The 17,167-nt window shown below is 31.3% G+C and carries 16 protein-coding genes; 10 read left to right on the top strand and 6 right to left on the bottom strand.

Going from position 1 to position 17,167, the window contains the following annotated elements; translation table 11 throughout:
- The first annotated feature begins 2 nt into the window (after window positions 1-2).
- The 3 genes from CW733_RS04500 to CW733_RS16515 all read left to right on the top strand — a co-directional run bounded on the left by CW733_RS04500 (window position 3) and on the right by CW733_RS16515 (window position 3,555).
- Window positions 3-1,619: a T9SS type A sorting domain-containing protein gene (locus CW733_RS04500; protein ID WP_100996061.1), complete on the top strand. Its 1,617-nt coding sequence runs from the start codon at window positions 3-5 to the stop codon at window positions 1,617-1,619.
- 237 nt (window positions 1,620-1,856) lie between these two features.
- Window positions 1,857-3,314 carry an NAD(P)/FAD-dependent oxidoreductase gene (locus tag CW733_RS04495; protein WP_100996060.1) on the top strand — a complete coding sequence of 486 codons (1,458 nt, stop codon included), beginning with the start codon at window positions 1,857-1,859 and terminating at the stop codon, window positions 3,312-3,314.
- 103 nt (window positions 3,315-3,417) lie between these two features.
- Window positions 3,418-3,555, top strand: coding sequence for a hypothetical protein (locus CW733_RS16515; RefSeq protein ID WP_162838499.1), 138 nt, complete (start codon window positions 3,418-3,420; stop codon window positions 3,553-3,555).
- Between the two features lie 92 nt (window positions 3,556-3,647).
- Here CW733_RS16515 and CW733_RS04490 read toward each other — a convergent pair whose 3' ends face one another.
- Complete coding sequence (locus tag CW733_RS04490) at window positions 3,648-4,646, bottom strand: metal-dependent hydrolase (RefSeq protein ID WP_100996059.1); 999 nt, start codon at window positions 4,644-4,646, stop codon at window positions 3,648-3,650.
- Between the two features lie 287 nt (window positions 4,647-4,933).
- Between CW733_RS04490 and CW733_RS04485 the strand changes: the two genes are divergently transcribed.
- From CW733_RS04485 to CW733_RS04470, 4 genes are all read left to right on the top strand, one after another.
- Window positions 4,934-6,241: a TolC family protein gene (locus CW733_RS04485; protein WP_100996058.1), complete on the top strand. Its 1,308-nt coding sequence runs from the start codon at window positions 4,934-4,936 to the stop codon at window positions 6,239-6,241.
- Between the two features lie 8 nt (window positions 6,242-6,249).
- Window positions 6,250-7,326 carry an efflux RND transporter periplasmic adaptor subunit gene (locus CW733_RS04480; RefSeq protein ID WP_100996057.1) on the top strand — a complete coding sequence of 359 codons (1,077 nt, stop codon included), beginning with the start codon at window positions 6,250-6,252 and terminating at the stop codon, window positions 7,324-7,326.
- Window positions 7,327-7,523: 197 nt separating this feature from the next.
- Window positions 7,524-10,718 (top strand): efflux RND transporter permease subunit, encoded by a 3,195-nt coding sequence (locus CW733_RS04475; RefSeq protein ID WP_100996056.1) that lies wholly within the window; start codon window positions 7,524-7,526, stop codon window positions 10,716-10,718.
- A 15-nt stretch (window positions 10,719-10,733) separates the two neighbouring features.
- Window positions 10,734-10,943 carry a DUF2892 domain-containing protein gene (locus CW733_RS04470; protein WP_100996055.1) on the top strand — a complete coding sequence of 70 codons (210 nt, stop codon included), beginning with the start codon at window positions 10,734-10,736 and terminating at the stop codon, window positions 10,941-10,943.
- 194 nt (window positions 10,944-11,137) lie between these two features.
- Here the strand turns inward: CW733_RS04470 and CW733_RS04465 are convergent, their stop codons facing one another.
- The 3 genes from CW733_RS04465 to CW733_RS04455 form a co-directional block, all read right to left on the bottom strand.
- Entirely contained in the window at window positions 11,138-12,010 is an 873-nt protein-coding gene (locus CW733_RS04465; protein WP_100996054.1) for a pirin family protein, read from the bottom strand.
- 14 nt (window positions 12,011-12,024) lie between these two features.
- Window positions 12,025-12,378, bottom strand: a complete 354-nt coding sequence (locus CW733_RS04460) for a hypothetical protein (protein WP_100996053.1) — start codon at window positions 12,376-12,378, stop codon at window positions 12,025-12,027.
- Between the two features lie 95 nt (window positions 12,379-12,473).
- Window positions 12,474-13,070 (bottom strand): Crp/Fnr family transcriptional regulator, encoded by a 597-nt coding sequence (locus CW733_RS04455; RefSeq protein ID WP_100996052.1) that lies wholly within the window; start codon window positions 13,068-13,070, stop codon window positions 12,474-12,476.
- 199 nt (window positions 13,071-13,269) lie between these two features.
- Here CW733_RS04455 and CW733_RS04450 point away from each other — a divergent pair, with 199 nt between their 5' ends.
- From CW733_RS04450 to CW733_RS04440, 3 genes are all read left to right on the top strand, one after another.
- Window positions 13,270-14,007: a hypothetical protein gene (locus CW733_RS04450; RefSeq protein ID WP_100996051.1), complete on the top strand. Its 738-nt coding sequence runs from the start codon at window positions 13,270-13,272 to the stop codon at window positions 14,005-14,007.
- Window positions 14,008-14,129: 122 nt separating this feature from the next.
- Window positions 14,130-14,717, top strand: coding sequence for a thiamine phosphate synthase (locus tag CW733_RS04445; RefSeq protein WP_100996050.1), 588 nt, complete (start codon window positions 14,130-14,132; stop codon window positions 14,715-14,717).
- A gap of 41 nt (window positions 14,718-14,758) precedes the next feature.
- Window positions 14,759-15,403, top strand: coding sequence for a thiamine phosphate synthase (locus tag CW733_RS04440; RefSeq protein WP_100998673.1), 645 nt, complete (start codon window positions 14,759-14,761; stop codon window positions 15,401-15,403).
- Between the two features lie 4 nt (window positions 15,404-15,407).
- Here CW733_RS04440 and CW733_RS04435 read toward each other — a convergent pair whose 3' ends face one another.
- Window positions 15,408-16,412 (bottom strand): LLM class flavin-dependent oxidoreductase, encoded by a 1,005-nt coding sequence (locus CW733_RS04435; protein WP_100996049.1) that lies wholly within the window; start codon window positions 16,410-16,412, stop codon window positions 15,408-15,410.
- Between the two features lie 146 nt (window positions 16,413-16,558).
- On the bottom strand, window positions 16,559-17,134 hold the full coding sequence (locus CW733_RS04430) for a porin family protein (protein ID WP_100996048.1): 576 nt from the start codon (window positions 17,132-17,134) through the stop codon (window positions 16,559-16,561).
- Window positions 17,135-17,167 lie beyond the last annotated feature (33 nt).

Genomic DNA, 17,167 nt, shown 5'->3' with positions numbered 1-17,167 from the left:
AAATGATGAGAAAAATTAACTTTATTATATTATTGTTCTGTTTGGTTTTAACCAACGAAAGTATTGCACAAGACCAATTTATAGTTCAAATTGAGCCATTAACTATTCCAAATGCACCAAATGTCCATTCTTTTTCTTGGGGACAAACTAGTGATGGAAAATGGATAATTATTGGAGGAAGAACTGAGGGTTTACACCAAAGGCAACCTTTTGCTGCTTTTCAAGAAAATGATAACAACAAAAATGTTTACGTAATAGATCCTGTGACAAATCAAACTTGGAGCACAACAATAAGTACTTTACAAGCATCAATGTTTGAACAGTTACAATCCACTAATCAAGAATTTGTTCAAAGAGGAAACACACTATATGTGATAGGAGGCTATGGGTTTAGCACTACACAAAACGATCATATTACTTATAATAAGCTAACAGCTATTGATGTAGACGGATTAGCAAATGCAGTTATAAATAGCACAAGTATTATTTCATTCTTTAGACAAATATCAAACACCAATCTTGCCGTTACTGGAGGACAATTAGGCATACTGAATAATGTTTTTTATTTATGTGGTGGACAATATTTTGAAGGAAGGTACAATCCAACGGGACCAGGTAATGGCCCTGGGTTTATTCAGAACTACACAGATGAAATTAGAACTTTTGAAATCAATGATGATGGCACAAATCTTTCTATAATAAATTATTCTGCTCAAAACGATACTAATAATTTACATCGAAGAGATTATAATATGTCACCTCAAATATTTCCTAATGGAACAGAAGGGTTTACTATGTTTAGTGGTGTTTTTCAGCATACAGCAAATTTACCTTGGTTAAACACTGTAGATGTTACTGCTTCTGGGTTTACTGTTAATAATACATTTAATCAATATTTAAGCCAATATCATAGTGCAAAGATTCCAATTTATGATACTTCAAATAATATAATGCATACTTTATTTTTTGGAGGTATGAGTCAATACAAATTAGATACAAATAATAATCTTATACAAGATGATAATGTACCATTTGTAAAAACAATAAGTAAAGTATCAAGGTTTAGCGACGGAACAATGTCAGAAAGTAGTTTAGGTATAGAAATGCCAACTCTATTAGGTACAGGAGCAGAGTTTATTCCATTAAATAATAGTTCAAATTATTTAACAAATGAAATTTTAGACATTAATAATTTACAAGAAGGCATTACACTTGTAGGCTATATTTTTGGAGGTATTGAAAGTACTCAAGAAAATATTTTCTTTATTAATGATGGGACTCAAAGTAGTGCTAGTAATTTAGCCTTTAAAGTATTTATTAATAAGACATCACTAAGTGTAGATGAAGTAACACTTAACCCTAGTAATATCTATAATTTAAAAGTATATCCAAATCCATCTAATGGTATTTTTTATGTTGACGTTTTTATTCCAAATATTGAAAAAAGCACATTGGATTTATATGATATGTTAGGTAAAAAGATTAAATCAATAATATTAACAAAATCTATAGGGTTACAAACAAGCCAGATAGATTTATCAAAAGTAGCATCTGGAGACTATCTTTTAATATTTAAAAACAATACAAATATTATCGAAAAAAAAGTATTAAAATTATAATTTAACTAATCTAGTTTTTAATTGGTTTTTAATAAAAAGAGGTTGTAAAATTTTACATCCTCTTTTTTTATTAATTAACATAATGCTATGTAACAAAAGTTACTGTGTGATTGGTATAAAAAGACAATCTTTACAATAGGAATTGAGGTGTTCTATTCTGCAGACAATCAATATGATAAATATCATTTGGTAGCCTTCACTTTTAAACTAAATTCACAATATTAAATCATAAAAAAAATGTCTAAAATCGTCATTTTAGGAGCAGGTATTTCTGGTCATGTTGCAGCAGCGCATCTTCGCAGAAAACTATCTAAAGACCATGAAGTTGTTGTGGTATCTCCTAACAGTAACTACCAATGGATTCCTTCCAATATTTGGGTAGGAATTGGCAGAATGAAATCTGAAAAAATCTTATTTCCATTAGCTCCTTTGTATAAAAAGAAAGGCATTGGATATAAACAAGCAAAAGCAATTTCATTTTTTCCGGAAGGCGATAAAAAGGAAGAAAAACCTTATGTTTTAGCAGAATATGTCACAGGAAATAATAAAGGTCAACAAGAAAAAGTGACTTACGATTATTTAATTAATGCTACAGGTCCAAAACTAAATTTTGAAGCAACTGAAGGGTTGATTCCTGGTAAAAATAAAACCTATTCTGTTTGTACGTACACACATGCAGATCATGCTTGGGAAGGCTTAAATGAAGTCATCCAGCAAATGAAATCTGGTAAAAAAATAAAAATTTTAATAGGTACAGGACATGCAAAATCTACCTGTCAAGGTGCAGCTTTTGAGTATATATTAAATGTAGAACAAGAATTACGCAGACATAATGTGCGCGATATGGCAGAAGTGACGTGGATTTCTAACGAATATAAGTTAGGAGATTTTGGAATGGATGGTATGCTGCTAAGCTATGGAAGTATGACGATGAAATCTCATGAAATGGTCGAAATGATTTTTGAAGACAGAGACATTAAATGGGTACTTGGTGCAGGAGTTAATAAAGTTATAGATGGTATTGCATATTACGAAAATCTAGAAGGCGAACATAAAGCCGAAACCTATGATTTCGCAATGCTAATCCCATCATTTTCAGGTCATGGTTTTAAAGCTTATGATAAAAATGAAAATAACATCACAAAAAAACTCTTTAAAGGATTTATGATTGTTGATGCAGATTATACACCAAAACCATATGAAGAATGGTCTGTAAAGGATTGGCCAGAAACGTATCAAAACCCTAGTTATAAAAACATATTTGCACCAGGAATTGCATTTGCACCACCACATGCTATTTCTAAACCAAGAGTAAGTAAAAACGGAACGGCAATTTCGCCTGCACCACCACGAACAGGAATGCCTTCTGGTATTACTGCCAAGTTGGTAGCAGATAATATTATAGATTCTATTAAAAGTGGAAAAAAATCTTTAAACCATAAAGGATCTATGGGTAATATGGGAGCTGCTTGTATTGCTTCTGCAGGTTACGGAATGACAAAAGGAAGTGGTGTAAGTATTACAACGTATCCAATTGTGCCAGATTATGAAAAATATCCAAAAACGCAAGGGAGACAATTAGGGAAAACTTTTGGGGAAATAGGTTTAGCAGGTCATTGGTTAAAATTGGCTTTGCATTATGCTTTTATTTACAAAGCAAAAATGCGCCCATTTTGGTGGTTAATTCCTGAATAAGCAGAGTACCCAAGTTTTTTAATTGGTGTAAATCGCTTCTCAGAAAGACCAAAGAGATGTTCTGGATCTCATGAAAACTTTATAAAATTTAACAATTAGTAAAATGACACAAAGAATATCAAAATATCAAAGATTTAAAATGATGAATCCTGTTATTCAATTTTTCAAGTTTATTTATTTAAGTATAAAAATAATGCTTGTTGTTGCTGGAGGACATGGAGGCACGAGAAAAGTAAACTGATGTGGTTATCAGTTTTTTTGGTTAGTTAATTAGTTCGTAAACAGGTTCTTATAAATACTTATAAGAACCTGTTTCTTTTGTATAAAAAAGAACTAGTTTCCTTTTACACGTTGCCATAATTCGGTTAGCAATTTTTTACCATCACTATTATCTTTAGGCTCTTCAATAAATGTAACTTTACAAGAACTATCAATATCTAGCCTGTATTTAAAAACAAAATTTTCAGATTTAGGAGCTAAACTTAAAAGGCCAAATCGTAAATCGTTAAAATAAAGCGTATCATCCTTTTTATTAATTGTGTACCAACCTTCCGTAATAGCAATCATACGTTTTACGCTTTCATCTTCAATAAAACTACCTAATAACTTATGGTTTTTTGGATAGCTTTCAAAAGTGATTGATTGTGTATCAAAAAACGAATAATCCCCAAGTAAATAAGCATCTTCTGTTTGCACATTTGCACTCCAAAGCACTGTGTTTAAAGGAGAAGGTCTTGTATCTAATTCTAGATATGCTATGTTTTGTGCTGCTAAAACAGATTCAAATTTAGTATAAGCAATCCATTTTAAAACTAATGTTAGTAGCAAATAAGATGTGCTTATTATTAATCCCATTTTATTATAAAAACGACGTTTTTCAGCAGTACGTTTTTGTCGCATCGCCAAAATTAAAAACACTAAAAAAGGTACAGTATATAATGGGTCAATTACAAATATGTTTTTAAAAGCTAATCGTATATCAAAAGGCCAAAACAATTGCGTTCCCCAAGTAGTATGTGCATCTAAAATTGGATGTGTTACGAAAGACCAAAAGAATAACCACGACCAGTTTTTAAAGTTTTTATAGGTTTCGTAACGCGATACAATCCATCCAAAAATGGGCGCAAAAAGCACAGAAAACACAATAGAATGTGTAAATCCACGATGTATGGCAAGTGCAGAAACTGTATCTGTAAAGTAAGATGCAAAGACATCGAAATCTGGAATAGTTCCAGCAATTGCACCATAAAGCACCGCTTTATTTCCAATCTTTTTACCTAAAACGGCCTCTCCAACAGCTGCTCCTAATACTATTTGTGTTAATGAATCCATATAGAATACAAAAGTAAGCGATACCATAATATTTATAACAACACTTTGTTTTTAAGTTATTTTTTGCTTGCTTAATAAAAGGTGTTTGTCAGAGTTTTTTTATTTAAAATTATATAATAATTTAACAACCAATATCTTATATGATAATTATCAGTGTGTGTACTTTTTGTTTATTCTAAATTTAGAACTATTAATGATGTCTTGATTCATATTCCTTTTCTTAAGTAACCTATGTTACTGACTAAAGTAAATTTCTGAACTATTTTTGTACTGTAAAATAATAATTAATGAAAAAATACATTTATACACCAGTGTTGTTTTTTGTTTTCAGTCTTTCTGTTAAAGCACAAGAAGTCGTGCCTATTGCAAAATATGATGTTTTATCAAAAGTATCTGAGAATAACACAAGTATTAAAATTTCTGAACAAGAATTTAATGCAGCCAAAGCAGATTACAGACAAACAAACGCAGTGTTTTTACCAAATATTACAGCAAGTCATACTGCAATCGCAACTACAAATCCGTTAATGGCATTTGGGTCTAAATTAAATCAGGAAATTTTAACGCAGAACGATTTTAATCCTACTTTATTAAATGATCCTTCTCAAATTGAAAACTACGCAACAAAGCTAGAAATTCAGCAACCATTAATAAACTTAGATGGTATTTACCAACGTAAAGCTGCCAAGTCTAAAATGGAAGCCATGTCTTTAAAGACAGAACGAACACAAGATTATTTAGTATTTGAAGTCGATAAAGCCTACATGCAATTACAATTAGCTTATAAAGCAGTTGCTGTTTTAGAAAAAGCGTTAGAAGCTGCAAATGCTAATAAAAAATTAGCAGATGATAGTTTTAAACAAGGCTATTTACAACGTGCAGATGTGTTGAATGTTGAAGTACGCGTAACAGAAGTACAAAATCAATTGCACTCGGCAAAAAGTAATGTGCAAAATGCGTCTAATTATTTGTCTTTTTTAATGAATGATGAAACCTATGTGGTTTACATTCCTGCTGACGAATTAGCGATTACAACCTTTACTATGGAAGACAAAACGGTTTCAGAAAATCGTTCTGATATTAAAGCGATGCAATTAGCATCAAATGCTTATGAAGCTATGAATAAAGCCGATAAGATGGCCTTTTTACCACGTTTAAACGCTTTTGGAAGTTACGAATTGTATGACGATAAAATCTTTCAAGGTGATGCTAATGGATATTTATTTGGCGCACAATTAAGTTGGGATATTTTTAAAGGCTCAAAACGTTTTGGAAAAGTGCAAAAAAGTAAAGCCGAATTTGAAAAATCGAAGCTTGAATACACACAATATGTATCACAAAGTAATTTAGAATTAAATAAAGCAAAACGTGCCTTTTTAGATGCTGAAAGCAAATTAAAACTTACCACTTTAGCTTTAGAACAATCGGAAGAATCTTTAAGAATTAGAACTAATAGATTTAAAGAAGGATTAGAAAAAACATCAGATTTATTAATTGCTGAAACACAATTTGCACAAAAACAATTAGAATATTACCAAACCATTTTCGAATACAATTACGCACAAGCATACTTACAATTTTTAACTAAAGAATAATTTTTAAGATGAAAAAAATATATACAATCCTAACATTTTCTGTAGTGCTATTAGTAGCAAGTTGTGGAAGCGAAAATAAAAAAGCAGTTATAGATAATACACCAGCAATTAGCGTAAAAACTAGTCAAGTAGCAGTAAATAGCAACAGTCCTTTTTTATCTGTAAGCGGAAAAATTCAAGCAACAAATAGAGCAGATTTAAGTACTAGAATGATGGGTTACGTTAATAAAGTGCACGTAAACGTTGGAGATAAAGTGCGTAAAGGGCAATTATTAGTGTCTATTAATAATAGCGATTTACAAGCTAAAAGAGCTCAGGTAAATGCAGGAATTACCGAAGCTAATGCAGCATTAAGTAATGCACAAAAAGATTACAACCGTTTTAAAAACTTATTTGCAGATAATAGTGCTTCTCAAAAAGAGATGGATGATATGACTGCTAATTACGAAATGGCAAAAGCTAGAGTTGAAGGTGCCAACCAGATGAAAAACGAAATAAACGCACAATTTACTTACAGTAATATTACTGCTCCTTTTAACGGAACAGTAACTAGCAAAAACGTAGAAGCTGGAAATATGGCAAATCCAGGAGCATCATTAATAAGCATAGAAACACCTGATAATTTTGAAGTGATGGCAATGGTTCCTGAAACAGAAATTTCTGAAATTAAAAAAGGCGCTACTGTAGATGTTTTAGTAAAATCTATCAACCAAACTATAAAAGGAAAAGTTACTGAAGTAAGCACATCTGCAAAAAATACTGGTGGACAATATCTAGTAAAAATAGATTTAGACAAAACAGATGCTAATATTTTATCTGGCATGTTTACAACTGTTCAGTTTCCTATTGCGCGAAAAGCAAAATCGGAAATGGTTTTAATTCCAACCGAAGCTATAATAACTAATGGTCAATTATCTGGAATTTACACTGTAAGTCAAAGTAATACTGCATTATTACGTTGGTTGCGTTTGGGTAGAACTTTTGGAAATCAAGTTGAAGTATTATCTGGTTTAAATACAGACGAAGCATACATTGTTTCTGCTGATGGAAAACTTTATAATGGTGTAAAAATTACAATTAAATAACTAATAAGTCGCGTTAAGGATAGAAACGGCATCCTTTTTTAACTTAATAAATAAGCAGTTATTACGAGGAGTGAAACGACGTGGTAATCTCCCAATCGATTAAGAGATTGCCACAGTAAATAAAAAAATCACTTCGCAATGACGGTTAAAAAAGATATAGTGGATAGCCTGTTAAAACGCCCAAAATATATAAAATAATGAAAGAAGGAATCGCTGGGAAAATTGCCAAAGTCTTTATGCAATCTAAGTTAACAGTATTGTTAATGGTTGTATTTATGGTTGTTGGCGTGTATGCTTCGTTTTTAATACCGCGTGAGGAAGAGCCGCAAATTGATGTGCCAATGGCAGACATTTTTGTAGGTTATCCAGGAGCAAGCCCTACAGAAGTGGAGTCGCGAGTAATTAAGCCATTAGAGCAATTAATTTCGAATATTAAAGGTGTGGAATATGTGTATTCTACGTCGATGAAAGAACAAGGAATGGTGATCGTGCAGTTTTATGTGGGCGAAGATATTGAGCGTTCTTTTGTGAAATTATACAACGAAATTAACAAGCACATGGATCAAATGCCAGCAGGTGTAACGTTTCCATTAATAAAAACGCGTGCCATTGACGATGTGCCAATGTTGGGTCTAACGTTGTGGAGTGAAAATTATAGCGATTACCAATTGAGCCAAATGGCACAAGAATTAGAGTCTGAAATTAAGAAAATAAACGATGTTGCGATTACGCATAAAATTGGTGGTAGAAATCGCCAATTACGTGTGGTTTTAGATAAAGAAAAATTGGCTGCAAGTGGATTGGATTTCTTGTCGATTTCTGAAATGATTAAAGCAAATAATGCGCAAATGAGCGCTGGAAGTTTTGATAAAAATGATACTGAATTTTTGGTAAATACTGGTAAATTTTTAGAATCTGTTACAGATGTTGAGAATTTGGTGGTTGGTGTACAACAAAATCAACCTATTTATTTAAAGCAAGTTGCTAAAATTATTGATGGACCAGAAGTGCCTTTAAATTATGTGAGTTTAGGTTTTGGAAAAGGAAGTGTAAAATCTTCGGATTATAAATCGGAATATCCTGCTGTTACTATTTCTGTTGCTAAACGAAAAGGTGCAGATGCCATGAAACTTTCGGGAATTATTATTGATAAAGTAGATCATTTACGTGCAACTTTAATTCCAGATGATGTGCATGTTGAAGTGACTAGAAATTATGGAGAAACAGCTTCACATAAAGTATCGGAACTACTTTGGCATCTTATAGGTTCTATTTTTGCAGTAACACTTGTTGTGATGTTAGCAATGGGTTGGCGAGGTGGATTGGTGGTGTTTTTATCTGTTCCAATTACGTTTGCTTTAACGTTGTTGAGTTACTATATGATGGATTATACGCTAAACCGAATTACATTATTCGCTCTGGTTTTTGTAACTGGAATTGTAGTAGATGATTCCATTATTATTGCAGAAAACATGCACAGGCATTTTAAAATGAAACGCTTGCCTTTTAAAGAAGCTGCTTTATACGCGATTAACGAAGTTGGAAACCCAACAATTTTGGCAACATTTACAGTAATAGCGTCGGTTTTACCAATGGCTTTTGTTTCTGGATTAATGGGTCCATATATGGCTCCAATGCCAATTGGAGCATCGATTGCTATGATTTTATCCTTATTTGTGGCCTTAACCATTACACCTTATTTAGGTTATATTTTCTTAAGAGAAAAAGATAAAAAAGGAGCGGTAGAAAAACCACAGAAAGCGGTTGAAGAAACGTTTATCTATAAAATTTATAACAAATTTGAACGCCCTTTATTAGAAAGTAAAGGAAAACGTTGGCTATTTCTAGGTGGTACTTTTCTTGTATTAATGGCAACAATGGTGTTGTTTTATACCAATTCGGTTGCAGTGAAAATGTTACCCTTTGATAATAAAAACGAATTTCAAGTGGTTATTGATATGCCAGAAGGGACAACTTTAGAGCGTACAGGGATTGTGACACAAGAGATTTCACAGTATTTATCTACGCGACCAGAAGTTGTGAATTATCAAAATTATGTTGGTACATCTGCACCAATAACTTTTAACGGTTTGGTACGTCATTACGATTTGCGAGGCGGAAGCAATATGGCAGATATTCAAGTAAATTTAATTGATAAAGGTGAACGTGATATACAAAGTCATGGCATTGCAAAATTAATGCGTCCAGATATTCAAAAAATTGCTGCAAAATATAATGCTAATGTGAAGTTAGTGGAAGTTCCGCCAGGACCTCCAGTTTTATCAACAATAGTTGCAGAAGTTTATGGACCTGATTATAATGAGCAGATTAAGATTGCAAATAGTGTTCAAAATATTTTAAAGAATACTGCTGATGTTGTAGATATTGATTGGATGGTGGAAGACGACCAAATAGAATATCAATTTGATATAAATAAAGAAAAAGCAATGCTGTATGGTGTTGCACCACAACAAATTGCATACACTATGAATATGGCGTTGTCTAATAGGCCAATTACTAATTTGTATGATGAAAATGCGGTGAATCAAGTTGGTTTGGTATTGACTTTAGATGAAAAGGAGAAATCTACAATTAGTGATATTTCACAATTAAAAGTAAAATCTAAACAAGGAAATATGGTTCCAATTGCAGATTTGGTAACTATTACAGAAACTATTGCAGCAAAAAGTATTTATCGTAAAAACCAAAAACGTGTGGTTTATGTAATGGCAGATATGGCTGGAGAGTTAGAAAGTCCTGCCTATGCTATTTTAGGAATGGAAGAAAAGTTAAAAGAAATTCCGTTACCAAAAGGTTATGAGTTAAACGAAATGTATTTAGGTCAGCCAGATTTTGAAGATAATTACACTGTAAAATGGGATGGAGAATGGCAAATTACTCTAGAAGTATTCAGAGATTTAGGAATTGCCTTTTTAGGAGCTATTATTTTGATTTACATTTTAATTGTAGGATGGTTCCAGAACTTTAAAGCACCAATTGTAATGATGGTTGCTATTCCATTATCATTAATTGGTATTATAATTGGACACTGGATTATGGGAGCGTTTTTTACTGCAACCTCATTTATTGGGATGATTGCTTTAGCAGGAATTATGGTTCGAAATTCGGTATTACTAATAGACTTTATCAACTTAAGAACAACGGAAGGTATCCCGTTAAAACAAGCTTGTATTGAAGCTGGAGCAGTGCGAACCACTCCAATTTTATTAACAGCAGGAACGGTTGTTATTGGAGCATTTGTGATATTATTTGATCCTATTTTTCAAGGATTAGCAATCTCATTAATGGGAGGAACTATAGTGTCTACAGTGTTGACGCTGTTGGTTGTGCCATTAGTATATTATATGATAGAAAAGAAGAATTATAAATAAAAAAAAACAATCAAAATGTTAAATACATATTTTAGAGTAATAGTAGGTGTAATGGTATTATTAAGTGTTGTGTTATCAGTTTATGTAAGTCCGAATTGGATGTGGTTTACAGTATTTATTGGTGTAAATTTAATTCAGTCTGCATTTACAAAATGGTGTTTACTGGAAACCATTCTAGTTAAGTTAGGAGTTAAAAAAGATGGAGGAAACTGTTCGACTTGTTAAGTTGATAAGATTAATTAGAAGTTACTATTCTACATTTTTTATTCATTTTTATGAAGTAGAATGTTTTTTAAACTCTTCTATCAAGTTTTAAATATAAAAAAGCAGTTCAAAAAAAAAATGAACTGCTTTTAAAATTTTACTAGATTCCGTTTTCACGGGAATGACAGTTTTATAATACCTCGTGGAATGCCGTTTTAATCTTCTAAATACCCAAATTTTCCTGTATTAAAATCTTGAAACGCATCTACCAGCTCTTCTTTAGTATTCATTACAAAAGGACCATGTGCAGCTATTGGCTCGTTAATAGGCTCTCCACTTAACACTAAAATCACAGCATCATTTAAAGCTTCAATAGTAAAGGATTCTCCATCATTACTAAACATTATAAAATGGTCTTGTGGTGCATTAGTGTCGTCATTCACTTTTGCATCACCTTCTACAATTAATAGTGCTGTTGTATAGTTTTCTGGAAAATCAAACTGAGTTTTTTTTCCTTTTTTCAACTTCACATTAAACATATTTATAGGCGAAAATGTAGATGCAGAACCTTTATTACCTTGATAATTGCCAGCAATAACTTCAACTTCTCCTGCGTTATCTGGCAAAGCAATTTTTGGTATCTCTGTATTTGCAATGGCTTGATATTTAGGAGGACCCATTTTATCTTTCGCAGGTAAATTTACCCATAATTGCACCATTTGAAATTCACCTCCTTTTTTACTCCATTCGGTTTCATGAAACTCTTTATGTAAAACACCCGAAGCAGCTGTCATCCATTGTACATCTCCTTCTCCTATTACACCTCCTCCTCCAGAACTATCATCATGTTCTATACGACCTTTGTAAGCAATGGTTACGGTTTCGAAACCTCTGTGAGGATGCACACCAACACCTTTTGGTTTATTTGTTGCTGGGAAATTATATTTTGAATTATAATCTAGCATAATAAATGGATCCATACGTTTCATAGTGGATGTTCCTGGAATAAAGTTATGTACTCTAAATCCGTCTCCTACAAAATGTGGTGTTCCTGGCCTTGTTACTTTTTCTATGGTTTTTGTTTTCATTTTTCTTTATTTAATTATTGATTTGAATGGATACTATTAGCCAATTTTATTTCAAACCAATTATCCAAATAATTACGCTCTGCTCCTGGTTTGTTTTTTGGCCAATAGCTTGCTTTTACTGTTTCGGATAAAGATTTATCGTTGTTATATTCAACTAGAATTATAGTGTTGTCTAAAATTGATAGTATTTGATTTAACTTACGTTTATCTACCTCATTGAAATTATGAGAAATAGCGACAACTTTATAAGGTTGCTGTTGTAATTTTTCGATAGCAGTTTCGATAGTATCGACCGTAAAAACTTGCCAATTTAAGATTCTTTGTGTTGTCGTGTATTTTGTAACAACTAATACTTCTAAATGTTTCATAAATACATTCCTTTCTTTTAATTACTGTAAAATTACAGCAACTATAAAAGGTATGCATTGACCTATGGTAAGATGTTAAATATTAAGAATAAAAACTACTTGTTATTAAAATTTTCTTGAGCTAAAGCTTTACGAACACGACTTAAACTTTCTGGAGTAATACCTAAATATGAAGCAATCATCCATTGCGGAACACGAAGCATAATATCTGGATACATATTAACAAATTCTAAATATCGAACTCTTGCAGATGCCCCTAATAATAAGCTAACACGTTTGTATAAATGACGAATATGGTTTTGCAACAGCGTTTCGTTTTGTTTCCTAAAATTTTGGTTGATTTTAGCGACTTCGTTAACAAAATCTTCATCTAGCATAACGGCTAATGTATCTTCAATTGCATCTATATAGTATGTTGAAGGTTCTTGAAAAAAGACACTTCCACGATCACTAACAATCCAGTTTTCTGTAGCAAATTGCAAGATATTTTCTTTACCTTCTTCATTTAAAGAATAGAAACGCAACACGCCTTCTTCTACAAAAAAGGAATGTGAACAGATATCACCTTGTTTTAAAAGGAAGTCGTTTTTTGCAATTGTCTTTGTTTTAATATAGGGTTCTACTTGAGCAAACTCTTCTTGCGATAGTCCACCTTTATCGATGAGATGTTTTTTGAAGTTTGGTAAATTCATAATAAAGATAAAGGTAAATAAATAGAATCTAAAATTTTACCGTTTATTAGTTAATTGTCCTTTTCTGTACATTGTAATACTCTTTAAAGCATTTAATTCTGTTTTTGCTATTTTATAGATTATAATAACTAAATTCCATCTCTTTTTAAGAAACTAATTAATATATTTGGAATGATAGAAACGGTGAAACTCTTAATAAATGCCTAAAAAAAAATCTGTTAACACTCCTTTTTATAAGGTAACTAATGTTATCGATATTATATTATACGTTTCCTTTTTTGCGGCAATTATTATGAGTATTTTTTTAGAGAAAAAGCAATTAATATATGTATTGCCTATTGTAATTATTTCTCTTCTTTTTAAATATATAAATCTTACTAAAAAAAAGGCTAACCCTATTTTTATATGTGCTATACTAGCAACATTAGCTTCGGATGTATTATCCTTTTACTGCTTTGAAGACTGCTTTGGAGGGATTGCTACATTAACTTCTATATACCTAATATGCTGTGCTTTCACTCTCAAAAAATATTTACATATAGAAAAACTAAGATCTTTACCATCTATTTCGGTGATGATTAGCATTGTTCTAATTTCCTATATTTTATTTTCCATTTTAAAATTACTAGTCTATTCTATACCTGATAATCATTTGTTTTTTGTCTTTTTATGTGCCTTAAGTTTAATAGTTTATACCATTACATTTGCTATTGTCTATTTAAATGATAATTACAATAATAGCCCAGTTTTACTAGCCTCTGGCCTTTTTACTTTTTTTCAAGTTGTATTAGTTTCAATTAATGAATTCTTATATTTCAATAGTACTTTTACTGTACTTATTATTATTTGCCATATAATGGCTATTTACCTATTTATGAACTTTATTGTAAAAACTAAAGTTATAAAGCCAGAGAATATTAAGGAAAACTTTTTTTAATACTTATTTCTTAATTAAAAAAGCTATTACAAGCATCCTTTTTATTATGATATTCTCCATTAAGTAGTCTTTAAATATGAAGAATCTGAGGTATCTTTGTATCATATGAAAAGTATTAAATAATGATAGTAGTAATAGCTCCAGAAAATGATATCCCAAACGAAATAGAGATTCTTAATCAGTTATTTCAAGAAGGTTTAGAATATTATCATTTGAGAAAACCATCTAAAGACTATAAAGCACATTGCGATTATTTAAATAAAATAGATAAGCAATATCACAACAAAATTGTTGTACACTATCATCATGAGTTAATAAACGATTTTAATTTAAAAGGGATTCATTTTCAAGAACAAAAAAGAATAGATAATATAGATAATCCTGGTCGTTACTTTAAAAGTCTTAATCTCTTCGGAAAAACTATAAGTTCCTCTTTTCATGAGCCAAAAGATCTTGAAGATTGTTATTTTGAATTTGATTATCATTTACTAAGTCCTGTGTTTTCATCATTATCTAAAGCAGGCTATAATGGTCGTGGTTTTGATGTTAATGCTATTGATAAAATAATTATTGGAATGGGAGGAGTTACAGCAGATAACTTAGTAGATTTCGATACGTTGGGTTACAATGGTGTTGGTATTTTAGGTGGTATTTGGAATAATGATACACCTGTAGCTGTTTTCAAAAAAATAAAACTTCACTTTAAATAATTAGAGTAAAATTGAAGAATCCAATAACAAGAAACAAAAACATGATTATACCAAAACTACATTATATAGCCGAAGGCGATTCACCAAAAACCATTCTTGAAAACATACAAAAAGCATGTACTTCTGGCGCAGAATTGGTGCGACTTGTTATGGAGAACGCTTCAGAAAAAAAGGTTTTAAAAGTAGCCAAAGAAGCTATAAAAATAACAACTCACTACCAAACCAGATTAATAATTAGTGGGCATTACAAAATAGCTAAAGACATTAAAGCAGATGGTGTGTATTTAGAAAAAACAGACTCCTGTCCTACTCTAGTAAGAAAGCATTTATTTCCTTGGCAAAGTATTGGAGGAACTGCAAATACTTTAGCAGATTGTGAAACATTATTAGATAAAGAAATCGATTATATAAATTTAGGTCCTTTTAGAGACACAGCTAATAAAGATAGTTTGGATCCTGTTTTAGGTTTAAAAGGTTATACTGCAATTACAGATATTTTAAAAACGCCTAAGCCAATTCTTGGTTTTGGAGGCATAACTCTAGAGGATATTCCAGACTTATTAAAAGCTGATATTTCTGGTATTGCAGTTTCTAAAGCGATAACTCAAGATTTTGATAGTATAAAAACATTTAACAAACTACTAAACGCGTCTTCTACACAAGAGCAACGCCATACTTTTGAGTAGTAAATTAATTTAATTCTTTCATAATCTCTGCAAATAATTTGTAAGATTGTATTCTGTCTTTAATATCATAAATATTAGTTACAGCAATAAGCTCATCGGCTTGAGTTTGATTCATAAACTCTTTTACTTGCGCTTTTACAGTTGCTTTACTTCCAATAAAAGAATATTTTAACATTTGATGAACCTGTGGATTTTGCATAACCTCTTTTAACTCATCTGTCATGTCTATTGCAGGTTGTACAAAATCGCGTTTACCTGTAAATATGCCAACAATCATTCTAATTAATGAAGTTGATAAACGTTGGGCTTCTTCATCTGTATTTGCTATAATAATATTTACTCCTGCAATTACATAAGGTTTTTGTAAAACACTTGATGGTTTAAATTCTTTACGATAAATAGCTAAAGCATCCCATAAATGTGTGGTTGCAAAATGACTAGCAAAAGCATAAGGCAATCCTTTTTTTGCTGCCAAATGTGCGCTATCTGTACTAGAACCTAATATATAGACTGGTACTTCTACTCCTTCTGCTACAGTAGCACGCACTTTTGAAGTAGCATTATCTGTAGAAAAATAGGTTTGTATTTTTTCTAATTCATTAGGAAAAGAATGTGCAGCTTCCATAAAGTCTAATCTTATAGCTTGAGCCGTTTCTCTATCTGTTCCTGGTGCTCTACCTAAGCCTAAATCAATTCTATTAGGATATAAAGAACCTAACGTACCAAACTGTTCTGCAACTATTAATGGTGAATGATTAGGCAACATAATACCACCAGAACCTATACGTAATGTATTAGTCCCTTGTGCTACATAACCTATTAAAACTGATGTTGCACTACTACCAATATTTGCAGAGTTATGGTGTTCTGCCAACCAATAGCGTGTGTAACCAAATATTTCGGCTTGTCGCGCTAATTCTAAGGCGTTATTATAAGTTTGCTTAAGTGAATGGTCTTTGGATACTAAAGCAAGATCTAAAATAGAATATAAGGTTTGTTTCTTGTCCATAACTAACAGTAATCAATTGTAATATTAAGTTTAATATAATTACCTTTATTTAAACAAAGTTACATAACGTAGTATATGTATAGTCTAATAATTTGTTAATTAAATTCTACTACTTTTTTTAATTGATTTATACTGTTTTTTATGCTCTAAAAAAATGAATAACCAATAGTTAATTGTGCTACACCATTTCTAAATTTATCTGTAGAACCATTAACATCATTAATATTTGATAATCCAAAATTATATCGAGCACCAAAATTTAGTCCGTTTTCTAGCTTATAGCCCAATCCTAAATTAACGCCATAATCTATAGACTTAAAACTGTCTTTTACATCTATATTTTCATTTTTTGCAGATAGTAAAAAACCTATTTGTGGTCCAGCTTCAAGGCTTAAGCCTTTAGTTACATAATACTTTCCCATTAACGGAACATTTATATAATTTAGTGAGACAATATTGTCTGTTGACAAAACATTATCCACAACACTAAATCCTTGAATAGAATACATGATTTCTGGTTGAAAAGAGAATTTTTCGGTTAATGAGATTTCAGAATAAACTCCAAAATTAATAACACTAGTTATCATTTCGATATCATCAGTTGTGTCGCCATAAATAGATGAGAAATTTGCACCAATCTTAGCTCCAAACTCAACATCTTGAGCTTGAGCTTTTGTTAATCCAAAAATGGAAATTGCGGTAATGAGTAATAATTTTTTCATTGTATATTGTTTTAGTTGGTTACAACAAATAAA

Source organism: Lacinutrix sp. Bg11-31 (assembly GCF_002831665.1).
GTDB lineage: Bacteria > Bacteroidota > Bacteroidia > Flavobacteriales > Flavobacteriaceae > Lacinutrix.
This window is presented reverse-complemented; position numbering and strand designations above follow the sequence as displayed.

What these genes read in the sequence shown, in the direction of transcription:
- CW733_RS04500 (WP_100996061.1), top strand. Translation starts at nt 3, where the DNA reads ATGATGAGAAAAATTAACTTTATTATATTATTGTTCTGTTTGGTTTTA.
- CW733_RS04495 (WP_100996060.1), top strand. Translation starts at nt 1,857, where the DNA reads ATGTCTAAAATCGTCATTTTAGGAGCAGGTATTTCTGGTCATGTTGCA.
- CW733_RS16515 (WP_162838499.1), top strand. Translation starts at nt 3,418, where the DNA reads ATGACACAAAGAATATCAAAATATCAAAGATTTAAAATGATGAATCCT.
- CW733_RS04490 (WP_100996059.1), bottom strand. Translation starts at nt 4,646, where the DNA reads ATGGATTCATTAACACAAATAGTATTAGGAGCAGCTGTTGGAGAGGCC.
- CW733_RS04485 (WP_100996058.1), top strand. Translation starts at nt 4,934, where the DNA reads ATGAAAAAATACATTTATACACCAGTGTTGTTTTTTGTTTTCAGTCTT.
- CW733_RS04480 (WP_100996057.1), top strand. Translation starts at nt 6,250, where the DNA reads ATGAAAAAAATATATACAATCCTAACATTTTCTGTAGTGCTATTAGTA.
- CW733_RS04475 (WP_100996056.1), top strand. Translation starts at nt 7,524, where the DNA reads ATGAAAGAAGGAATCGCTGGGAAAATTGCCAAAGTCTTTATGCAATCT.
- CW733_RS04470 (WP_100996055.1), top strand. Translation starts at nt 10,734, where the DNA reads ATGTTAAATACATATTTTAGAGTAATAGTAGGTGTAATGGTATTATTA.
- CW733_RS04465 (WP_100996054.1), bottom strand. Translation starts at nt 12,010, where the DNA reads ATGAAAACAAAAACCATAGAAAAAGTAACAAGGCCAGGAACACCACAT.
- CW733_RS04460 (WP_100996053.1), bottom strand. Translation starts at nt 12,378, where the DNA reads ATGAAACATTTAGAAGTATTAGTTGTTACAAAATACACGACAACACAA.
- CW733_RS04455 (WP_100996052.1), bottom strand. Translation starts at nt 13,070, where the DNA reads ATGAATTTACCAAACTTCAAAAAACATCTCATCGATAAAGGTGGACTA.
- CW733_RS04450 (WP_100996051.1), top strand. Translation starts at nt 13,270, where the DNA reads ATGCCTAAAAAAAAATCTGTTAACACTCCTTTTTATAAGGTAACTAAT.
- CW733_RS04445 (WP_100996050.1), top strand. Translation starts at nt 14,130, where the DNA reads ATGATAGTAGTAATAGCTCCAGAAAATGATATCCCAAACGAAATAGAG.
- CW733_RS04440 (WP_100998673.1), top strand. Translation starts at nt 14,759, where the DNA reads ATGATTATACCAAAACTACATTATATAGCCGAAGGCGATTCACCAAAA.
- CW733_RS04435 (WP_100996049.1), bottom strand. Translation starts at nt 16,412, where the DNA reads ATGGACAAGAAACAAACCTTATATTCTATTTTAGATCTTGCTTTAGTA.
- CW733_RS04430 (WP_100996048.1), bottom strand. Translation starts at nt 17,134, where the DNA reads ATGAAAAAATTATTACTCATTACCGCAATTTCCATTTTTGGATTAACA.